At 65.8% G+C, this 20,480-nt stretch carries 19 protein-coding genes; 13 read left to right on the top strand and 6 right to left on the bottom strand.

From position 1 onward, the window contains the following. The 4 genes from ACT4OC_RS00660 to ACT4OC_RS00675 form a co-directional block, all read left to right on the top strand. Positions 1-544: TonB-dependent receptor domain-containing protein (locus tag ACT4OC_RS00660; RefSeq protein ID WP_444837169.1), on the top strand; the 544-nt coding region annotated here is incomplete at its 5' end. 117 nt (positions 545-661) lie between these two features. After that, the gene (locus ACT4OC_RS00665; RefSeq protein WP_444837170.1) at positions 662-1,672 is read left to right on the top strand and encodes a DUF6925 family protein; all 1,011 of its coding nucleotides are present in this window, start codon (positions 662-664) and stop codon (positions 1,670-1,672) included. A gap of 21 nt (positions 1,673-1,693) precedes the next feature. Further along, a complete protein-coding gene (locus ACT4OC_RS00670; RefSeq protein WP_444837171.1) occupies positions 1,694-1,843 on the top strand; it encodes a hypothetical protein in 150 nt (49 codons plus the stop codon). Positions 1,844-2,099: 256 nt separating this feature from the next. Continuing rightward, the gene (locus ACT4OC_RS00675) at positions 2,100-2,309 is read left to right on the top strand and encodes a hypothetical protein (RefSeq protein ID WP_444837172.1); all 210 of its coding nucleotides are present in this window, start codon (positions 2,100-2,102) and stop codon (positions 2,307-2,309) included. A gap of 226 nt (positions 2,310-2,535) precedes the next feature. Here ACT4OC_RS00675 and ACT4OC_RS00680 read toward each other — a convergent pair whose 3' ends face one another. Further along, positions 2,536-3,777, bottom strand: a complete 1,242-nt coding sequence (locus ACT4OC_RS00680) for a hypothetical protein (RefSeq protein ID WP_444837173.1) — start codon at positions 3,775-3,777, stop codon at positions 2,536-2,538. A 186-nt stretch (positions 3,778-3,963) separates the two neighbouring features. Here ACT4OC_RS00680 and ACT4OC_RS00685 point away from each other — a divergent pair, with 186 nt between their 5' ends. Further along, a complete protein-coding gene (locus ACT4OC_RS00685; RefSeq protein WP_444837174.1) occupies positions 3,964-5,241 on the top strand; it encodes an MFS transporter in 1,278 nt (425 codons plus the stop codon). Positions 5,242-5,311: 70 nt separating this feature from the next. Here ACT4OC_RS00685 and ACT4OC_RS00690 read toward each other — a convergent pair whose 3' ends face one another. From ACT4OC_RS00690 to ACT4OC_RS00700, 3 genes are all read right to left on the bottom strand, one after another. Continuing rightward, complete coding sequence (locus tag ACT4OC_RS00690; RefSeq protein ID WP_444837175.1) at positions 5,312-5,959, bottom strand: hypothetical protein; 648 nt, start codon at positions 5,957-5,959, stop codon at positions 5,312-5,314. A 149-nt stretch (positions 5,960-6,108) separates the two neighbouring features. Next, on the bottom strand, positions 6,109-6,330 hold the full coding sequence (locus ACT4OC_RS00695) for a hypothetical protein (RefSeq protein WP_444837176.1): 222 nt from the start codon (positions 6,328-6,330) through the stop codon (positions 6,109-6,111). A 418-nt stretch (positions 6,331-6,748) separates the two neighbouring features. After that, positions 6,749-8,020, bottom strand: a complete 1,272-nt coding sequence (locus ACT4OC_RS00700; RefSeq protein WP_444837177.1) for an MFS transporter — start codon at positions 8,018-8,020, stop codon at positions 6,749-6,751. A 262-nt stretch (positions 8,021-8,282) separates the two neighbouring features. On the opposite strand from ACT4OC_RS00700, the gene ACT4OC_RS00705 reads away from it, so the two are divergent. From ACT4OC_RS00705 to ACT4OC_RS00715, 3 genes are read left to right on the top strand one after another with little or no spacing between them, the layout of a single operon-like run. Next, the gene (locus ACT4OC_RS00705; RefSeq protein WP_444837195.1) at positions 8,283-8,936 is read left to right on the top strand and encodes an ABC transporter ATP-binding protein; all 654 of its coding nucleotides are present in this window, start codon (positions 8,283-8,285) and stop codon (positions 8,934-8,936) included. Next, positions 8,933-11,395 carry an FtsX-like permease family protein gene (locus ACT4OC_RS00710; RefSeq protein ID WP_444837178.1) on the top strand — a complete coding sequence of 821 codons (2,463 nt, stop codon included), beginning with the start codon at positions 8,933-8,935 and terminating at the stop codon, positions 11,393-11,395. Before ACT4OC_RS00705 ends, ACT4OC_RS00710 begins: the two co-directional genes overlap by 4 nt. Next, a complete protein-coding gene (locus ACT4OC_RS00715) occupies positions 11,385-12,467 on the top strand; it encodes a lipocalin-like domain-containing protein (protein ID WP_444837179.1) in 1,083 nt (360 codons plus the stop codon). The genes ACT4OC_RS00710 and ACT4OC_RS00715 overlap by 11 nt, the downstream gene beginning before the upstream one ends. A gap of 110 nt (positions 12,468-12,577) precedes the next feature. On the opposite strand, the gene ACT4OC_RS00720 is transcribed toward ACT4OC_RS00715, so the two are convergent. Beyond that, on the bottom strand, positions 12,578-13,009 hold the full coding sequence (locus tag ACT4OC_RS00720; protein WP_444837180.1) for a hypothetical protein: 432 nt from the start codon (positions 13,007-13,009) through the stop codon (positions 12,578-12,580). A gap of 43 nt (positions 13,010-13,052) precedes the next feature. Between ACT4OC_RS00720 and ACT4OC_RS00725 the strand changes: the two genes are divergently transcribed. The 4 genes from ACT4OC_RS00725 to ACT4OC_RS00740 all read left to right on the top strand — a co-directional run bounded on the left by ACT4OC_RS00725 (position 13,053) and on the right by ACT4OC_RS00740 (position 17,071). Next, positions 13,053-13,544: a hypothetical protein gene (locus ACT4OC_RS00725; protein ID WP_444837181.1), complete on the top strand. Its 492-nt coding sequence runs from the start codon at positions 13,053-13,055 to the stop codon at positions 13,542-13,544. 16 nt (positions 13,545-13,560) lie between these two features. Next, on the top strand, positions 13,561-14,715 hold the full coding sequence (locus ACT4OC_RS00730) for an iron-containing alcohol dehydrogenase (protein WP_444837182.1): 1,155 nt from the start codon (positions 13,561-13,563) through the stop codon (positions 14,713-14,715). Between the two features lie 15 nt (positions 14,716-14,730). Then, positions 14,731-16,281, top strand: coding sequence for an AMP-binding protein (locus ACT4OC_RS00735; protein ID WP_444837183.1), 1,551 nt, complete (start codon positions 14,731-14,733; stop codon positions 16,279-16,281). 91 nt (positions 16,282-16,372) lie between these two features. Continuing rightward, positions 16,373-17,071: a DUF2270 domain-containing protein gene (locus ACT4OC_RS00740; RefSeq protein WP_444837184.1), complete on the top strand. Its 699-nt coding sequence runs from the start codon at positions 16,373-16,375 to the stop codon at positions 17,069-17,071. 20 nt (positions 17,072-17,091) lie between these two features. Here the strand turns inward: ACT4OC_RS00740 and ACT4OC_RS00745 are convergent, their stop codons facing one another. Continuing rightward, the gene (locus ACT4OC_RS00745) at positions 17,092-18,501 is read right to left on the bottom strand and encodes an extracellular catalytic domain type 2 short-chain-length polyhydroxyalkanoate depolymerase (protein WP_444837185.1); all 1,410 of its coding nucleotides are present in this window, start codon (positions 18,499-18,501) and stop codon (positions 17,092-17,094) included. Between the two features lie 378 nt (positions 18,502-18,879). On the opposite strand from ACT4OC_RS00745, the gene ACT4OC_RS00750 reads away from it, so the two are divergent. Next, on the top strand, positions 18,880-20,472 hold the full coding sequence (locus tag ACT4OC_RS00750; RefSeq protein ID WP_444837186.1) for an ABC transporter substrate-binding protein: 1,593 nt from the start codon (positions 18,880-18,882) through the stop codon (positions 20,470-20,472). Positions 20,473-20,480: the final 8 nt, after the last annotated feature.

Genomic DNA, 20,480 nt, shown 5'->3' on the forward strand with positions numbered 1-20,480 from the left:
CTTCCAGATGCAGACCAGCGCCTATCTGATGGACCTCGAGAACGAGATCCATTTCATCCCGGCGCTGTTCTACAACGTCAACCTCGACCCGACCCGGCGCACCGGACTGGAGACGGCCGCTTCCTACCGCGTCAACGACAGCCTGCTGCTGCGCGGCGGATTTGCCTTCACCCACGCCGAGTTCCGCGAGGGCCCGTTCTCCGGCCGCGACGTGCCGCTGGTGTCGCCCTACACCGCCAGTGCCGGCGTCACCTGGAACATCTGGCAGAATTACCTCGTGCTGGATGCGACTGCGCGTACCTGGGGCGCCCGCTACATGGACAACGACCAGGCCAACACCCAGCGCCGCATTCCGGCCGATGCAACCGTCGATCTGAAGCTCTCCGGCCAGGTCGAGCATTTCTTCTGGTCGGTCGCGGTCAACAATGTGCTCGACGCATTGTACTACGACTATGCGATCGCGAGCTCGTTCACGCCCGGCCGCTTCTCGGCCTATCCGCTGCCGGGCCGCAGCTATCTCGTCAAAGCCGGCGTGACGTTCTGAGGCGCGCCGCCGGCCCGGCCAAGCACCGGGCCGGCTTGTCCCCTCGCCGCGAAACGGTATTCTTCCCGGCTAGATGCCGGGAGAACGAATGTTTGCGTCTTACGGGAAGCTGCGGCCATGACACTGGCCGGCGGCACGGCCGGCCTGTTGCGGCGGGCAATCGCCGATCCCGACACGCAATGGAGCCTCGGGACGTTCGGCGCGATCGCCGAATTCTCGCGTGACGAGGATGAGCCCGCGCAACTGAGCATGGCAGCCGAAATCCTCTCCGTCATCACGGAGCGCGGCGGCATGGCCCTGCGGCTCGATCCCGCGACGCGGCCGTTTGCCTCGGAAGGTCTCACCAAGGCCGACTGGAATCAGCGCGTCGCGCTGTGCCTGCCGGAAGAATCCTGCACCATGAACCGGCGCGGCGTGCTCACCGAACTCGGCACCGACGTGCGAGCACTGCGCGCCCGGGATCGCAACGCGATCCTGTTCGACCTCGGGCTCGGCGCGTTGCAGGCGGATCTTTGCGTGCGCATCGAGGACGATGATGTGGCAACCGAGCTGCGCCGGCATGTGGGACGGCCGGTCTTCGAGCCCGGCAACCCCGCGATGGACATCATCCTGCATACCAATCCGCATCGCGTCTTCATCGGCAGGCTCGGCCGCATCGAGGTGTATCAGCCGATCCCGCCGGCATCGGGCAGGAGTCCGGAGGGGCCGCATACCCATGTATTGCCAAAACTGCTGAGGAGCGGACGCACCCATCCCGCGACCGAGCCGATCCCGACAGGATGGATTCCCTGCGCGCATCTCTATCCGCCGCACCCGGCGCGAACCGGGCTGGGCGCGACGCGTCCGTTCGATGCGGCGCATCTTCAATCGTTCCAGGCGATCATGGCCGCCTTCGGCGATCCCGCGACGGAGGCGATCAAGCAGCAGGTGCGGCAAGCGGTTCGTGACGGCAAGCCACCGGCCGAGCTGACGCAGGAGCGCCATGGACGTATCGCCGCCCGCGTCGCGCTGCGCCAGATGAGGGCCGCCGGCGAGGCATCGCCTGCACTTCCGGCATGGCTGGCAGACCTCGATCAGGGTAGTCTCGGCCAGCACGATGACGAAGCCGCGCAGCACGGCGGCTGTTGAGGGAACTGCGGAGAAGCGCGCATGGCAGGCAGGGAAAAGCCGGACAATCCGCCGAAGGACGACGGCAAGAAGAAGCCGCCGCCTCCACCGCCAGCCGATGACGACGAGGACGGCGATTTCGCCACCCCGAAGAAGGATCGTTACGGCACCGACGACGAGCCGCTAGAGTGAAGATTCATCGCAGCTCTCTCCGCTGTCGTCCCGGCGAAAGCCGGGATCCATAACCCCAGAGAGTGGTCGTTGAGCGAAAGCCGTCCATCACCGTGTTTCAACAACATCCGCCGCGGCGTATGGGTCCCGGCCTTCGCCGGGACGACAACAGAGTATGCCGCCACAACGCGGGCCACCCTACGATTCCCGCAAAATCTGGCATAGACTGCCCCCAGCCCGCCGTCCCGGCGGGGCGCTTGTCCGGGGGTAGAAGGACATGAGGAAGGTCAACTGGGCGCAGGTCGGCAAGGTCACCGAGCCCGGCCGCTACATGTTCAGGTTCGGCTTCGTGATCGTCACGGCCGACGACCTCGCGATTTGGCAAAAGTATCCGGAAGCGTCGTTCACGCTGCTGCCGATGTTCTCGTCGGGGCCGCAGGAGGAATACAAGCTCGGCGCGTTCGACCTTTCGGGGGGTGGCTCTTGATCCTCATGGTGAGGAGCCTGCGAAGCAGGCGTCTCGAACCATGAAGGCCCCGATCTCGCCCGCGGCCATCCTTCGAGACGCGCGCCAAAAGGCGCGCTCCTCAGAGAATGTGAATCTATTCGACTTTCGCGATTTTCGACGACTCTAAGTCTTTGATTTGACTCATGTCGAAAATTGCCGGAATCGAAAGATTCACAGCCTCTCAGGATGAGAACTGAGGGTGTGGCTACGAATTCAGCCTCTCAATCTCTCTGATGCTCCTCACATCCAGCAAATGCTCGCCGAAGCCGCCGCGCGCAAGTTTGGCGGCGGACGACGGCGAAGCCAGCAGCAGCGCCAGCGTCATGAGCAGCGGCACTGCGCCGAGCCGGTCGTGCGCGAGCGGCGTCAGCTCCTCGATGCTGGCGGCATAGGGGCCGCTGTGGTCGAGGATGCGGCCGAATTCGCGCGCGATCGCAACGCGCGAGCCGCCGTGCGCGGCAAGGCCGAGCAGCGCCTGCATGGCCAGATGCGTCAGCACGCCGTCGCGGCTTTCCGCCAGGGGCGCCGGCGCCTCGCCCAGCGAGACGCGCAGGAGCTGCGCGACCAGATCGGTGCCGGCCGCCCACGCGTTGAACGGCTCGACCAGCCGCGGATTGCAGTCGATCAGCAGCGGCGCGCCGCCATCGTCAGGCATGATGTAGTCGACGGAAAGGCCGCCATGCCAGGCGAGCTCGGCGCCGAGCTTTTCGAGATAACTCGCGACGAGCGGCCGGCGCACGCTTTGCTTGACCGCCTCGCCGCCGCCGACGCCGGGCGCGACCTGGCGATAGGCATGGAAGCCGACGAGCCTGCCGCGGCAGAATACCGCCTGCGCCTTCTCCGTGGCGCCGGCGACCCTGTCCTGAACCAGCACCTCGTCGAAGGCGCCGCCGGCGTCGATCGCATGCAGCGCGCTGGCAAGCTCGCTCTCATTATGCACGAAATGGATGCCGCGGCTGGCGGTGCCGACCGAGGCCTTCACCACGGCCGGGAAACGAGTGGCGCCGCGCGGCTCGGACTGCGACGTGAGGATTCGCGTCGGCGGCTGCGGCAGATCGAGCCGCGCGAGCAGCCGGCTGAAGCCGGCCTTGCTGTGCGCCGTACGATAGCTTTCGAACGACGGCAGCGCGACCGCGATGCGGCCCTGCAGCCGATCCTGCACCTTGGCAAACAACAGCCCCTGTTCGTGCGTGGGCAACAGCACGTCGAAGCGCCCGCTTGCGATCAGGCTTTCGACGAAAGCGAGGAATCCCGCGGGATCGCGGCGCAGGCCGGGGCAGCGGTGGAACTTGCGCACGAAGCGCGAATAGCGCGAAACGCACCAGGGCGAGGGATCGCAGACCTCGACGTGATGGCCGGCGAGGCCAAGGATGGTGATGACCTCGCGGGCCGAGGTGGAGGAGCCCTCGGGGATCAGGATACGGAGCGGGTTTGCGGGATCGGTCATGTCCGCAATATTTGCCTGCTCGGCCGCGCGATGTCTCTCGGCTTAAAGCCGCATCCCGCCCGCAACCGGCCAAAAAGAACCCAGCCATGCGCGGGCGTTCATGGACAGATAACCCCCTTGGCCGATAGTTTGGGGCTTCGTTTCGAAGACACCGCCGGGCGATTCAACCAAGGTTTTCAGCGAGATATGGCCGACGTTCTGGCTGCACCGCGACAAGCGAAGGCCGACAGCGCGCTGCGCACGTTGTCGGCGATCTCGGTTGCGCATTGGCTCAGCCATTTCCATATCTTCGCGCTGCCGATGCTGTTTCCGTTTCTGAAGCAGCAGCTCGGCGTCGGCTATATCGAGCTCGGCTTTGCGCTGACCGTGTTCGGCGTGGTGTCGGGGCTGACGCAGGCGCCGATCGGCTATCTCGCCGATCACTATGGCGCACGGAGAGTGCTGCTGATCGGGCTCTGCCTCGGCGGTCTCGCGCTGGTGCTGCTGGGCTTGCACCTGTCCTACACGTCGCTGATCGTCTGCGCTGCGCTGCTCGGGCTTGCCAACAGCGTCTACCATCCCTGCGATTACGCCATCCTCGCCGCGCACATGGACGAGGCGCGGATGGGCCGTGCGTTTTCGGTGCATACTTTTGCGGGCTTCCTCGGCGGCGCGGTAGCGCCGGCCATCATGGCGGCGCTGGTCGCAACCGTCGGCGGCTTCGGCGCGCTGATCGTGGCCGGCGCGGTCGGGCCCGCGGTGGCGCTGCTGCTGGTCGCGATGGGCCTGCCCGATGCGCGCGCGGCGGAACGCAAAGCCGGCGACGAGGCGGGCAAGCCGAATATCCTGACGCCCGCGATCGTCGTGCTGACGATCTTCTTCATGCTGCTTGGCCTCTCCAATGCCGGCATCAGCAATTTCGGCGTGGTGGCGCTGATGAGCGGCTATGGCGTGGCGTTCGGCACCGCAAATCTGGCGCTGACGTGTTTCCTCGGCGCCAGCGCCATCGGCGTGCTCGCCGGCGGATTTCTCGCCGACCGCACCGACCGGCACGGCCAGGTGGCCGCGGCCTGCTTTGCGATCAATGCGGCGATCGTGGCAGTCATCGCGGCGCTCGCCCTGCCCTCGCCGCTGCTGATCGGCTTGATGACATCAGCCGGCTTCCTCGGCGGGGTGATCGCGCCCTCGCGCGACATGCTGGTGCGCAATGCCGCGCCATCAGGCGCTGCGGGGCGCGCCTTCGGCATCGTCTCCACCGGCTTCAATTTCTCCGGCATCCTGGCGCCGCTGCTCTACGGCTTCATCATGGACCAGCAGATGCCGCACTGGGTGTTCGGCGCCTCGGTCGCGTTCATGCTGATGACGGTGCTGCTGGCGCTGGTGACGGATCGCAAGGCGAAGTCGCCGGCGGAGCCGGCGGCGGCGCATTGGCTCCTTCCTCCGTCGTCGTGCCCGGGCTCGTCCCGGGCATCCACGTCCTTTTGAGTGCGCTGAAGCGAAGACGTGGATGGCCGGGTCAGGCCCGGCCATGACGGTGTGTTACCGAGCGAACAACTCAGCGCGGCAAGAGCGAGACCGGTGCGGCAGAAGCCGCCGGCCGTGGCGCTGCCAGCGCGCCAGACGCTGCTTGCGGCTTTGGCGGCGCGGGCTTCGACGGCGAGGCTGCGGCGGCGGGCTGCGGCGGGGCGGGCGGCGGCTGCGACAGCTTCTGCCGGATGTCGTCGTCGATGACCTGCAGCGTGGCGATGTTCCTGAGCATCTGCTCCTGCTTGAGCGCGATCTGTTCGACGCTGCGGCGGACGAACTCGAGATTGGCGGCCAGCGGCTCGAGCTGCAGCGCGGGGCTGGCCGCGGCAGCGACCGCAGCCGGCGGCTTGGTCGAAGGAAGATACGACAACAACCAGGCCTGCTCTGGCGCGCGCGCCGCGAGCTCCTGCTTGGCCATGTCGCCATAGGCCTGCCAGCCGAGCGTGCCGCCGATGCCGAGGAGCAGCACGATCGCGAAGCGGCTCACCGCGCGGAACATGCGCCGGCCGAGCGAGCGTCGCGGGCGCGGCGGCGGGAGCGCGTCGAACGCTGCGCCGGTGGGGCGCCTGCCGAACCGCGGTTCGCTGCGATCATCCCGATCGCGCGCAGACCTGCCGGACGGCTCTTCCGGGGCGGTGTCATTATCCGCCAGCGGCGGACTTTGCGAGTAAAGCATTGCTACCTCTGTCGATGGTTCCTGCCCAGCGGGATGAGCTCATCGGGTTTTGACCGAACGGTGGCAGGCGCAGAGCAACCTTGCGGCGAATCCCGGGTCGACGACGATCAAGCGGCCGCCGTTGCGAAAATGCCGCACAAGTTCCCACCTCACGCCGCGGCGCCGACCTTCGGTGCCATCAGCGCCGCCCGCCGCAACTCGTCCGGATCGCGTTCACCGGTGCGGGCACAGGCCAGGATGTTCTGTGCGAGCGCGTTGCGGTTCGACGGCGTGCGCAGATTCGGCGGCAACGACTGCACCACCTGATCCAGAATCCGCCCCATCAGCGCCAGTTCTTCCGGATAATAGACAGTGTTTCGATCCGACAACATTGACGTCGATTCCCCTCTTCATCATCGCGCTGTCATTCAGCTTTCGTTGACCCGTTTGTCCGCGTCAGGGCGGAAAGATGACGGTCCGGGCATCGCTGGTTGGCGGAAGATGGGCAGCGTCGATTGCGAATGGACCGCGATGCGTTGGAGTTCGTCATGTCCAGGCTCGTCCCGGGCATCCACGTTCCCGGCGGCTTCGCACACTCGATGTCGTCCCGGACAAGCGAGCCAACGGGTCGCGCGAATGCGCGCCCGATGACAGGCTCCGCGAGCGCGATCCGGGATCCATAACCACCGCTAGGTGTTGTTGAGCAGGCTGGAGCTACAGCCTTTCGAACAACGAACGACTGTGGTTATGGGTCCCGGCTTTCGCCGGGACGACACCGTTATTGTTGCGCGTGCTTGTAGCCTTTACCCCTCACGCAAACTTCGGCTGCGTGGCCGATGCCGCAAGGCGCGCGCGCTCGGTGTTGGGCCAGAGCAGCAGCAGGCCGAGCAAGCCGGAGACGACCATGATCGCAGCGTTGATGGTGAAGCCGGTCATGTAGCCGGCGAGCGGGGTCGCCGCGCGCTGGATCACGCTGCCCATCACCAGCGGGGCGAGGATGCCGGCGAGCGTGTAGATCGCGCCGTAGATGGCGATGACGGCGCCGCGCTGCGACACCGGCGTGAACTCGCCCAGCATCGGCGGGCACACTACGTAGATGGCGCCGCACAAGCCCGATCCCACGACGAGCAGCGCGACCTGTAGTCCGGCGCCGCTGACATACGGCAGCAGGGCGAGGATGCAGCCGCCGACGATGAGGGGAGCAGCTCCAAGCACGCCGCGCGCGCCGCGCGTGGTGAAGCCCTTGGCCAGCATCACCTGCGAGAACCACCCCGTCAGCAGCACGATCGTGGCGCCGAACACCCAGGGCAGCACCGTGATCCAGCCCGCGTCCTTCTGCGTGAATCCGAGGCCCTCGATGATGAAGGACGTGAACCAGGTCAGCCCGAGCGACAACGCCCAATAGGCGCCGAAGGTGGCGGCGCAGCAGCCGACGAAGGTGCGCGAGGTCAGAAGGTTGAAATAGGGAATGCGGACCTCGCCGGCTACTTCGGCCGCAGTCGACACCAGCGGGCCCTCCTTGCCGAGCGCTGCCCACGCCACGACCCAGAACAGGCCGACGACGCCGAGCGCGCCGAAGGCATGGTGCCAGCTGTAATTGACGATCAGCCAGTTCAGCGCGGGCACGGCGAGGATGACGCCGAAGGCCGAGCCCTGCGACAGGATCGCGGTTGGCAGCGTGCGCTTCTCGTCGGGGAACCACTTGTAGACCGCATGCGCAGCCACCGAGAAGGCCGGCCCCTCGCCGGCGCCGAGGATGATCCGGCAGATCACCAGCGTGGAGAAGCTGACGGTGCCCACCATCGGAAACTGTGCCAGCGACCAGATCACCGCCATCACCAGCAGCACCCAGCGGGTGGCGACGCGGTTGACGATGAAGCCGACGACGATGGCGGAAATCGAGAACAGGAAGAAGAACGAAGCGCCGAGGAAGCCGAACTGCTCTGGATCGAGCTTCAGATCCGCCCTGATCGGCACGCCGGCGAGGTTGACGACGATCTTGTCGGCGAAGTTGACCACCATGAACAGGAACAGCAGAAAGGTGATCTTCCAGGCGCCGGCAGGCGTCGGTTGTCCGGTCATGGTGGCTTCCCCGTAAAGCTCGTTGTTGGCTCTGTGAAAATGGCCTGAAGGGATGCTAGCCATGCCGCCATCGCCTTGGCAATCGGGCATTTTCACGGGATCGGCGCAGGCGGTCTTGCTATGGTGCGGGTGCAACAGAAGAGGAAGCCATGCCGCTCTTGACCGATCGCGCGAACATCGCCGGCGCACCCGCATTGCTGGCAGCTTTCGCCGGCACCGCGGCTGCTGAGCCATCGGCCCCGGCAGGCGGAGCGAATTGAGCGTGCTCGAGATCACCGGCCTCACCAAGAGCTACCGCTCGGCCAGCGAGACGGTTGCCGTGCTGCGCGGGGTCAATCTGCGCGTGGCGGCACGCGAGAGCGTGGCGCTGACCGGCGAATCCGGCAGCGGCAAGAGCACGCTGCTGCACCTGATCGCGGGGCTGGATGCCGCCGATGACGGCGAGATCCGCGTCGACGGCGTCGCGCTCTCCGCGCTCAACGATGCCGCGCGCGCTCGCTTGCGGCGCGACCGGCTGGGCCTCGTGTTCCAGCAGTTCAATCTGATTCCCAGTCTTTCCGTCGAGGACAATCTGAAATTCCAGTCGCGCCTTGCAGGCAGGCACGATGCGTCCTGGCACGCCGAGCTTACGGAGCGGCTCGGGCTTACCGATCTCCTCAAGCGCTATCCGGAGCAGCTTTCCGGCGGGCAGCAGCAGCGCGTCGCGATCGGCCGCGCGCTGGCGCCGAAGCCGCTATTGCTGCTCGCCGACGAGCCGACCGGCAATCTCGACGAGGACACCGCCGACGAAGTGCTGGCGCTGGCGCGCGACCTGGTCGCGCGCTCGGGATGCGGCTTCCTGATGGTGACGCACAGCGCGCGCCTCGCCGCAACGCTCGACCGGCAGGTGACCTTGCATGCGGGGTTGATCGCATGAGGCGCGCACTGTGGACATTGGCGACGCTCCTCAGCCATTGGCGGCGGCATCCGATGCAGCTCTCAACGCTGCTGATCGGCCTGATCTCGGCGACCGCGCTGTGGAGCGGCGTGCAGGCGCTGAACCAGCAGGCGCGTCAGTCCTACGACCGCGCCGCCGCGATGTTCGGCGGCACGCGCACTGCGATGCTGGTGGAAAAGGACGGCAAGGCTATTCCGCAAAGCCTGTTCGCCGACCTGCGCCGCGCCGGCTGGCCGGTGTCGCCGGTGGTGGAAGGCCGCATCCAGATCGGCGGGCGCAGCTTCCGCTTGCTCGGCATCGAGCCGATGACGCTGCCGGGCGAGGTCGGCAACGCGCCGACGGTGGCGCGCGGCGAATTCGCCGCCTTTATCACGCCCCCGGGCCAGATGCTGGCCGCGCCGGAAACATTGTCCAGCCTCAGGCTCGCCGAGGGCGCGCAGCCATCGGCCAACAACGGGATGCAGCTGCCGCCGCTCCGCCTGCAACAAAGCCTCGTGCCCGACGTGCTGGTGGTCGATATCGGCATGGCGCAGCAGATCCTGGGCACGCCGGGCCAGGTGTCGCGACTGCTGCTCGGCAAGGCCAAAGGCAAGCGCGCGTCATTGCAGAGCGTCGCCGGCTACCGGCTCCGCCTGGTCGAGCCGGATGCGGAAACCGATCTGGAGCGGCTCACCGATAGTTTCCATCTCAACCTCACCGCGTTCGGGCTGCTGTCGTTCTTCGTCGGGCTGTTCATTGTCAACTCCGCGGTGGGGCTCGCCTTCGAGCAGCGGCTGCCGATGCTGCGCACGCTGCGCTCCTGCGGCGTGTCGGCGCGCATGCTCAATACCGTGCTGGTCGTCGAGCAGATCGCATTCGCGCTCGCCGCCGGGATTGCCGGCCTCGTCTGCGGCTATTTCATCGCTGCGGCGCTGCTGCCGGATGTCGCAGCATCGCTGCGCGGGCTCTATGGCGCGGCGATACCCGGGCAACTCACGCTCAAGAGCGAATGGTGGCTCGCCGGCATCGCCATCTCCGTGATCGGCGCGCTGGCCGCCTCCGCCGCCAGCCTGATCAAGGCGGCGCGGCTATCGGTGCTTGCCTCCGCGCAGCCGCAGGCCTGGCAGCAGGCGCAGCGGCGCTGGCTGCAATGGCAAAGCGCAGCTGCGCTGCTCATCTTCGCGATCGCCGCTGGCTTCCTGTGGTTCGGCGACTCGCTGCTGGCGGGATTTGCCGTGCTCGCCGCCCTGATGCTGGGCGCGGCGCTGGCGCTGCCGCCGATCCTGGAGCGCGTGCTGGCGCTCGGCGAGCGCGGCGCCGAGAAACCGCTGGCGCGCTGGTTCTGGGCCGACAGCCGCCAACAGCTTTCCGGGCTTTCGCTCGCCTTGATGGCGCTATTGCTCGCACTGGCCGTCAATGTCGGCGTCGCCACCATGGTGGAAAGTTTCAGCCGCACCTTCCTGATCTGGCTCGACGGCCGCCTCGCGAGCGATGTTTATGTCTTCGCCAAGGACGACAGGCAGGCAAGCGAGATCAAGACGTGGCTGCGCGGAAGGAGCGAGGTGCAGGCGATCCTTCCGACCGGGCGCGCCGACGTGCAGATCGCGGGCCAGCCGATCGAGATCTTCGGGATCGTCGACCACACAACCTATCGCGAGCACTGGCCGCTGCTGGAAGCCGTGCCCAACGCCTGGGTGCGCTTGCGTCCGGGCAACACCGCGTTCATCAGCGAGCAGCTGGCGCGGCGGCTGAAACTTTCCATCGGCGACCGCATCGATGTGCCGGCCGCCGTCGGCGACTGGCCTCTCGATATCGCCGGCATCTATGCCGACTACGGCAACCCCAAGGGCCAGATCACCGTCAACTACGCCGCGCTGACGCGATATTTCCCGCAGCTGCCGCAAACCCGCTTTGGCCTCCGCGTCGAACCCTCGCAGATTCCGGTACTGATATCAGCGCTGCGCGAGAAGTTCTCGCTCGACGAGCGGGCCATCGCCGACCAGGCGGCCGTGAAGGCGGAATCGAAGCGCATCTTCAACCGCACCTTTGCGGTGACGACGGCGCTCAACGCATTCACATTGGGCGTCGCCGGTATCGCGCTGCTAACAAGCCTGCTGACGCTCGCCAATTCGCGCCTGCCGCAACTGGCGCCGCTCTGGGCGATCGGCGTGACGCGGCCGCGGCTCGCGGCGATCGAGCTGCTCAAGACCATGTCGGTGGCGCTGATTACCGCCCTGCTCGCGCTGCCGCTCGGACTGCTCGTCGCCTGGTGTCTCCTTGCTGTCGTGAACGTCAAAGCATTTGGCTGGCGGCTGCCGTTCCAGGTATTTCCATCGCAACTGGCCGGGCTCGTCGGCGTTGCCATGATGGCGGCGTTTTGCGCGGCGGCGCTGCCCGTGCTGCGGCTGGCGCGGATGCAGCCGACCGGCCTGATCCGGATCTTCGCCAATGAGCGCTAGCGGCATCACCCGACGAACCTTTGCCGGCGGCGCGGCATTCCTCGCCCTTGCCGCCACGGCGCGTGCGCAGGGCTTTGCCGGACTGGAGGAGAAAGCGGACGGCTTTGCGCTCGTCGTTCCCGGCCGGGCGTTTTCGTTTCCCGCCGATCACGGCCCGCACCCGGAATTCCGCATCGAGTGGTGGTATGTGACGGCGAACCTGCGCGATGCCGCCGGTACCGCCTATGGCGCGCAATGGACGCTGTTCCGGCAGGCGTTGCGGCCGGGCCCGCTGCTCGAGGGCTGGGCCACGCAACAGGTATGGATGGCGCATGCGGCGGTGACGGGCGTGGATGCCCATCACACCGCGGAGACTTTTGCGCGCGGCGGCGTCGGACAGGCCAACGTCGAGGCGGCGCCGTTCCGCGCCTTCATCGACGCCTGGCAGATGCGCGCGCTCGACGGCTTCGACACGGACAGGATCGCGCCGCTTGAGCTCACGGCATCGTCGTCCGACTTCAGCTATGCGCTGAGACTTACCGCCGATCGTCCGCTGGTGCTGCAAGGCGACGGTGGCTTCAGCAAGAAATCCGAGCGCGAGCAGGCCTCCTATTATTACAGCCAGCCGTTCTTCAAGGTGACGGGCGAGGTCGCCGTCGACGGCAAGCCCGTCACCGTCACCGGCCTTGCCTGGATGGACCGCGAATGGAGCAGCCAGCCCCTCGCCTCCGACCAGAGCGGCTGGGACTGGTTCGCGCTGCATCTCGACGGCGGCGAAAAGCTGATGCTGTATCGAATGCGCCACGCCGACGACCGGCATTATGCGTCGGGAAATTTCATCTCGCCCGAGGGCAAGGCAACGTCGCTCGCCACCGCCGAAATCGCGATGACGCCGAAGGGCACGACCGAGATTGCCGGCCGCAGGATCCCGACCGCCTGGCATGTCGCCATTCCGCGCCTCAATCTCGCGATCGATTGCACGCCGCTCAACCCGAAGAGCTGGATGGGCACGGCCTTCGCATATTGGGAAGGCCCGATCAGCTTCGCCGGCAGCCATCGCGGCGTCGGCTATCTCGAGCTGACGGGGTATTGACTTGAGCGGCCTCTACGACAGGATGATTCCTCACCACCGACGTCACGCGGCGCCCGGGGGCGCCGACCGGCAGGCCAATTCCCTGCCCGGAAACGCAGCTTCCTATTCTCTCAATATCTTCGCATCCGAGCCATGGCGCCGGCGACGATCTGCATGGAGATGCCGAGCACCCAGCCGATCAGGATCAGCACCGTCCAGGCGATGTGCGGCTGCTCGCGCAGCACGATTACGCCGACGGAAGCAAAGGCGGTCAACGCGGCACAGAAGGTGCCGGTGGCGGTGAGCAGCTCGGCGGAATCGAACCGCCTGGGCCTGCCGCTTTTGCCGATATCGTCGGGATCGAATTCGAGTTGTGGCGTGTCGATGCCGAGATAGAAGCCGACCGCGCCGCCGATCATCATGATCAGCAGGAACCCCTGCGTGGTGAGTGCGGCGATGGACGAGCCGGTATGCGCGGCGACGAACAATCCGCTCGCAGCGCCTGCCATCGCGAGCCCGCTCCGTTCCAGGATATGGGCGAATTTTCTGACGCGCATCCACATGTCGCACCCCGCGGCATCGCAACGCAGGCAGGCTAGACCCATTTTGGAACCGGCGAAAGCGATTATCGCCGGCGGGGCGAGGCGGATCGGAGGCGGTATTTACTTCAATGTTTCGCCTCACCATGCGCCGCGTTTCCGCCGCGAGAACACGCCGGAATGGATATCGTTCGTCCGCCATCTCGGTGGTTGCCTGCATGCGCAGGTGAGCGGCACGCGTTCACCCGCCCGGAAGCATTCCAGGATCACGCGATTGGGATCGCGTTGCCGATATTCGATCACGATCGACGGCCAGAATGCGACGCGGCGGCGCGTCGAACCGCGCGCCGTCCTCGTGGCTCTGCGTAGCCCCGTCCGTTTGCGGACGGACGGGGTGATCGCAGCAGCCGAAGCAGAAGGCAGCGGCGAAAGCCTGATGCCGGGTCCGGCGGCGTCTTGCGCTGACCCGCTGGCATTTGCGGCAAAGATCGAGGCTCGCGGCCGGCATTCAGGCATGACGCCGCAAACATCCTCCGCTAACTTGACGGGAACAAAGTAGTCCCGGGAGGACGAGCGTGCACAAGGGCCGTGTCGTATTCGGCGCGATAGACGAGGTCGTGTTCGGCCGCCATGCCACCGAGGCGATCGTCGAGCAGCTGGACCGGCTGGGCGCAAGGCGCGCCTTCCTGATGGTGAGCGGGACGCTCAACCGCGAGACCAGCGAGATCGATAACATCCGCCAGGCGATGGGGACGCGCTGCGCCGGCACGTTCGACAGGATGCCGGCGCATACGCCGCGCGCCGCCGTGATCGCCGCCGCCAACCAGGCGCGCGAGGCGGAGGCCGACCTCATCGTCACCGTCGGCGGCGGCTCGATCACCGACGGCGCCAAGGCGGTGCAGCTTTGCCTTGCCAACGATGTTTCGACGATCGAGGGCATCGACGGCATAAGGGTGCGCGGCGGCGAAGAGCCGCCGCTCGAGCCGCCCGCCGTGCGCCAGGTCAGCGTGCCCACCACGATCGCGGGCGGCGAGTTCAGCCATATTGCCGGGGTCACCGACGAGCGCACGCATATCAAGCAGATGCTGCGGCATGTGCTGACCGTTCCGCGCGCCACCATTCTGGATCCCTGGCTGTCCGTGCACACGCCGGAATGGCTGTTTCTCTCCACCGGCATCCGTGCGGTCGACCATTGCGTCGAAGGCCTCTGCGCGCGCGAGGCGCATCCCTATTCCGACGCGCAGGCGATCAAGGGCCTTGCCATGCTGACGCAGGGCCTCCGTCGGGTGAAGGCCGACGGCAACGACATCGAGGCGCGGCTGAATTGCCAGATCGGCACCTGGCTCTCGATGGCGCCGCTGTCGGGCGGCGTGCCGATGGGCGCGAGCCACGGCATCGGCTATGTGCTCGGCGGCGGCTTTGGCGTGCCGCACGGCTACACCTCCTGCGTGATGCTGCCCGCCGTGATGCGCTGGAACAAACCGGCGAACGCGGAACGTCAGGCGCTGGTGGCGGAAGCGATGGGCCATGCCGGCGAGGATGCCGGCGACGTGCTCGACGACTTCATCCGCAGCCTCGGCATGCCGCGCAGCCTGCAGGACGTCCGCGTCGGGGCCGAGCATTTCGATGCGATCGCCGAGCAGGCGATGCGCACACCCTGGGTGCCGCGCAACCCGCGCAGGATCGAAGGTCCGGCGCAGGTCCGCGAAATCCTGACATTGGCGGCGTAGGAAACTGGAGAGAAAATGTACACCGGCAAGCAAGCTCACCTTCGTCCGCTGCAACCGGCCTTCATCATGGCCTCGACCGGCGAGGCCGTGACCTATCGCGAACTCGAGGCGCGCTCCAACCGGCTGGCGCACCTGTTTCGCAAGCATGGCCTGAAGCGGCTCGACCACTATTCGATCTTCATGGAGAACAACAGCCGTTACCTCGAAGCCTGCTCCGCCGGTGAGCGGTCCGGCCTCTATTACACCTGCGTGAACTCCTATCTGACACCGGGCGAGCTGGCCTACCTCCTCACCAACAGCGAATCGCGGATACTCGTGACATCGAAAGCAAAGCTCGACGTCGCGCGCGAGGCGATCAAGGAGTGCCCCAGGGTGCAGCTCTGCATCGTCGCCGACGGCGAGGGCGAAAGCGAGCGCATCGTCGGCCTGCAACAGGCGACGAGCGGATTGCCGAAGACGCCGATCGCCGACGAGTATCTCGGCACGGCGATGCTCTATTCGTCCGGTACCACCGGCCGGCCGAAAGGCATTTTGCGGCCGCTGCCGGAGCAGCCGCCGTCACAGCAATTGCCGCTGTTCGATTTCCTGGTGAAGATCTGGCAGTACCGCGAGGGCATGATCTATCTGTCGCCGGCGCCGCTCTATCATTCGGCGCCGCAGGCGGCGGTCAATCTCACCATCAAGATGGGCGGCACGGCCATCATCATGGAGAGCTTCGATCCAGAGCGCTACCTGCAGCTCGTGGAGCAATGGGGCATCACCCATACCCAGCTGGTGCCGACCATGTTCTCGCGCATGCTGAAGCTGCCCGAGGAGCTACGCAAGCACTACGATCTCTCCTCGCTGGAGGTCGCGATCCATGCCGCCGCTCCCTGCCCGGCCGCGGTGAAGGACGACATGATCGAATGGTGGGGACCGATCATCCACGAATATTACGGCGCCACCGAGGGCCTCGGCTTCACGGCCTGCAACAGCGAGGAATGGCTGGCGCATCGCGGCACGGTCGGCCGCGTGCTGCTCGGCGACCTGCACATCCTCGACGAGAATATGCAACCTTGCCCGACGGGCACGCCCGGCACGGTGTGGTTCAGGACCGCAACGCCGTTCGAATATTTCAACGATCCGGCCAAGACCGGGGAGGCGCGCTCGGCGGACGGCAGCATGAGCACGGTCGGCGACGTCGGCTATGTCGACGAGGAAAATTTCCTCTACCTCACTGACCGCGCGACGTTCATGATCATCTCGGGCGGGGTGAACATCTATCCGCAGGAATGCGAGAATTTGCTGATCACACACCCCAAGATCGCCGATGCCGCCGTGTTCGGCGTGCCCAACGCCGATCTCGGCGAGGAGGTGAAGGCGGTGGTGCAACCGATGCCGGGGGTGGAGCCCAGCGAAGCGCTGGCGCAGGAGCTGATCGCGTTCTGCAGCGGGTCGCTGTCGCGCCAGAAGGTGCCGCGCTCGATCGACTTCGAGGCCGAGCTGCCGCGGCTGCCAACCGGCAAGCTCTACAAGAGACTGCTGCGCGACCGGTACTGGGGCAACAAGGCGTCGCGGATCGTCTGAAACGGCAAGACGCAGGGCGAGCGGACTCGCCGGACGATGCTTACGCGGCTATAATCGATGGTCGTCAGCCACGATCGCCGGGAGGCACGCCATGCCATCAGCCCAGCCGCTGGAGCCGACGCCGCTACAGGCCAGGAGGCTCGAATTCACCGCCGCCGAGATCGGCGCCCTCGCGCATCTCTACCGCGGCGAGGTCTATCGCAGCACCGTGTGGCGCACCCGCCTCGACTCTTCGACCAACTGGGCGGTGGTCACGACCGGCATTGCGCTGTCCGCGACCTATGCCAGCGCCGAGGCCTCGCCTTTGCCGATGGTGCTGGTGGGGCTGCTCGTCACCGTGTTCCTGGTGTTCGAAGCCCGCCGTTACCGCTACTTCAACGTCTGGCGGGCCCGCGCGCGGCTGCTCGAAACCGATTTCTACGCGCCGATGCTGTGCGGCGAAGACCTCGCACCGAGCACGGCCTGGACCGAGTTGCTCGCCAACGACTATCGCCATCCGAACTATCACATCAGCTTTGCGCGCGCGATCGGGCGCAGGCTGCGCCGCACCTATGGCTGGATCTTCGCGATCCAGGCGATCGCCTATTACGGCAAGCTCGCGATCCATCCCGGCCCCATGACGACGCTCGCCGAAGTCTGGGAGCGGGCCGCGATCGGACCGGTCCCGGGCACGCTGGTGGTGCTTGCCGGGGTGATTTTCCATTCCAGCTGGGTTGTTTTCGCCTATGCGACCTGGCGCGTCGAACGCGCCCACCGGCGCGAACGGAAGAGCCTGATCGCGATGGGCTGATCGTGTAAGGGCGAGCGGGATCAGTTGCCCCATGGGCATGAACCGGGGTTCGCACACGCCGGGGCTGCCCGGGTGAGCGCATTGGCCTCGTTCGAAGGTGGACCTTCAACGCCGTTCGTCAGCGCCGCAATGCGCCATCGATAGGCCGATCGCGGCGTGAGGCCGGAATCCGCAAAGCCGGGTCTCGGCACCTCCGCAATCGCTGCGAACTGGCCGTCGGCAACGGCACGCCAGACCCGGTAGCCCGTCGCGCCCGCCTGCGGCGTCCAGACGAGATCGGCGGAATTGTCCGACGTGTCGACGATCGTAAGCGCGATCGGTGCAGACGGCGGCGTTGCCGCCGCGGCCGCCATGGCGCGCGACGTCAGCGCATCAAGCATCGCCTTGAGGGCCTTGATCTGCAGCCCGGCCTTGGTGACGTAATTATCGTCGAAGCTGATATAGCCCCACCAATCCCAGCACGCATGCGGATTGTACGGATACCAGCTCGCGACGATCTGCGGATAGAGTACGATCAGTCGATTGGCGTCGGCCCAGGCATTGTATCCGGCGCGATCGACGAAGGCGCGATCGACATTGCCGATATCCTGCTCGCAGCCGTGCAGGGCAATATGGACGCGACAGGCCTCGCCATTCTCGCAAGCCCTGGGAACGAACACGTAACCGGTGCGGGCAAGGCTCAGCCAGGTGGGGCCATTGGGCCTCGTATAGATCGACTGGTCGAACGGCTTCATCGTGCCGGAGAGCGGCCCCGGGCCGGGCTGCTTCAGGGGGCCATAGATGTGCTGGAGGATGATGCCCGCCTGGTCATATCCGCAGGTATCGATGAACGGAGCCGTGCTCTCGTTGCATTTGTTGAGGCCAGGGCCAGGCGCATCCTGCCCGACCACCAGTGAATGGCCCGCGCCGACCGCGGTCTGGTAGTAGAGATTGCCGCGATCGGCATCGCGCAGATACCGGCGATAGAAAGCGGCGGCAGCATCGGTCGAGCCGCGCGCCACGATGGAATCGTTGTAGCCGTGGAAGATGTAAATCTTCTGCCGGCTCACCAATTGCAGGGGATCGATCGCGCCGGACGCGGAATTGGCCTCGGCCTTGACGAACAACGCCTCGAGATTCGGCAACGGACCCTTCATGCATCGGCCAAGCGCGTTCGAGAGCGAAGACCAGAAACCGAAGAAGCTGTCCGCCTTCGCGCACCAGTAAGGCCCTCCGGCCACGACGCCGACACCCATGATCACCGAGGACCATGCCGTCGCAAACTGCACCGCCATGAACGCGCCGGCCGAGACTCCGGAGATGGAGCTTTCACCGATGGCGGCATTGTAGCCGGCGAGCTTTTCCTCGGCTTGCGCCGAAGGCGTGCCAAGCGCCAGCGCGAGAGCAAGGAAGACCGCCGGCACTTTCTTGCATAGACCGTTCCTGCGCATCGGGCGCTCCCGTCGAGATCGACAACGGACAGCCGGCATGCTGGTTTTGTGCCAAACTCGCCTACGGCCGTTGCGCGGTACGACATGCTATCACAACCTTAGCGAACGCCCCTCTTTCCTCCGGTTTCGTTACAGTCCGATGCACCATTTTGCATCGCGGCAAACTGGTGCCCGTGCTGCAGCTTGCGCAAACCGGCTGCAGCTTTGCGACATTGTGAAACGCCGGCTCCCGGCAAGCATCCCGGCGACGGAATGTCGCCCGCTTTAGGCGGAAGTAGCAAAAAGACAGCGGGTTGGCCGGTTGCCCGCCCCCGCCTTCATGCTATCGTCCACGCCAAATCGGCAACTCGAACAGACCGAATTACCAGGGAGGGACTCATGCGGAAGGTGCACGCGCTGGGCGTTGCGGCATTGGTGATGCTGGCGCTGCCGGACCCGACATTCGCCGAACCGAAATCGGGCGGCATCCTGCGCGTCTATCATCGCGACAGCCCCGGCAGCGCCTCGATCCACGAAGGCGCGACCTTTTCGATCAACATCCCCTTCATGCCGGTCTTCAACAACCTCGTGATTTACGACCAGCACATCGCGCAGAACAGCCAGGACACCATCAGGCCCGAGCTCGCGGAAAGCTGGGCCTGGAGCGCCGACAAGAAAGCCCTGACCTTCAAGCTGCGCAGGGACGTCAAATGGCACGACGGCAAGCCGTTCACCTCGGCCGACGTCAAATGCACGTTCGACATGCTGATGGGCAAGTCGCAGCAGAAATTCCGGCAGAATCCGCGCAAGTCCTGGTACGACCAGGTCAACGAGGTCACGGTGAACGGCGACTATGAGGCCTCGTTCAACCTGAAACGTCCGCAGCCGGCGCTGTTGTCGCTGCTCGCCTCCGGCTACACGCCGGTCTATCCCTGCCACGTCTCGCCGGCCGACATGCGCACCAAGCCGGTCGGCACCGGGCCGTTCAAGTTCGTGGAATTCAAGGCCAACGAGTCGATCAAGATCGCCAAGAACCCCGACTATTGGAAGAAGGGCCTGCCCTATCTCGACGGCATCGAATACACCATCATCACGAACCGCTCGACCGCGATCCTCGGCTTCATCTCCGGCAAGTTCGACATGACCTTCCCGACGGAAGTGTCGATTCCGCTCTTGAAGGACGTCAAGTCGCAGGCGCCGAACGCCGTCTGCGCGGTCGAGCCGGTCAACGTCACCACCAACATCATCGTCAACTCGTCCAACCCGCCGTTCGACAATCTCGACGTCCGCCGCGCGCTGGCGCTGGCGCTCGACCGCAAGGCGTTCATCCAGATCCAGTTCGAGGGCCAGGCCGACGTCGGCGGCACCATGCTGCCCGCGCCTGCCGGCCTGTGGGCGATGCCCAAGGAGATGCTGGAGCAGATCCCGGGCTACGGGCCCGACATCGAGAAGAACCGCGAGGAAGCCCGCAAGCTGATGCAGAAGGCGGGCTACAGTCCGGACAAGCGGCTTTCGATCAAGATCGCCACGCGCAACATCCCGATCTACCGCGATCCGTCTATCATCCTGATCGACCAGATCAAGAGCATCTACGTCGATGCCGAGCTCGACGTCGTCGACACCGCGCAATGGTTCCCGAAGGTCGCGCGCAAGGACTATTCGCTCGGCCTCAATCTGACCGGCAACGCCGTCGACGATCCCGACCAGTCCTTCTACGAGAACTATTCCTGCGGCTCGGAACGCAACTATACCGGCTACTGCAACCGGGAAATCGAGAAGCTGTTCGACCAGCAATCGATGGAGTTCGACGTCGCCAAGCGCAAGAAGATCGTATGGGAGATCGACAAGAGGCTGCAAGAGGACGTCGCCCGCCCGATCATCTTCCACAGCCGCGCAGGGAGCTGCTGGCAGCCCTATGTCAAGAACATCACCATCATGAAGAACAGCTCCTACAACGGCTATCGCTACGAAGACGTCTGGATGGACAAGTAAGGCGCGTT

It is taken from the genome of Bradyrhizobium sp., from assembly GCF_052389815.1.
Classification (GTDB): domain Bacteria; phylum Pseudomonadota; class Alphaproteobacteria; order Rhizobiales; family Xanthobacteraceae; genus Bradyrhizobium.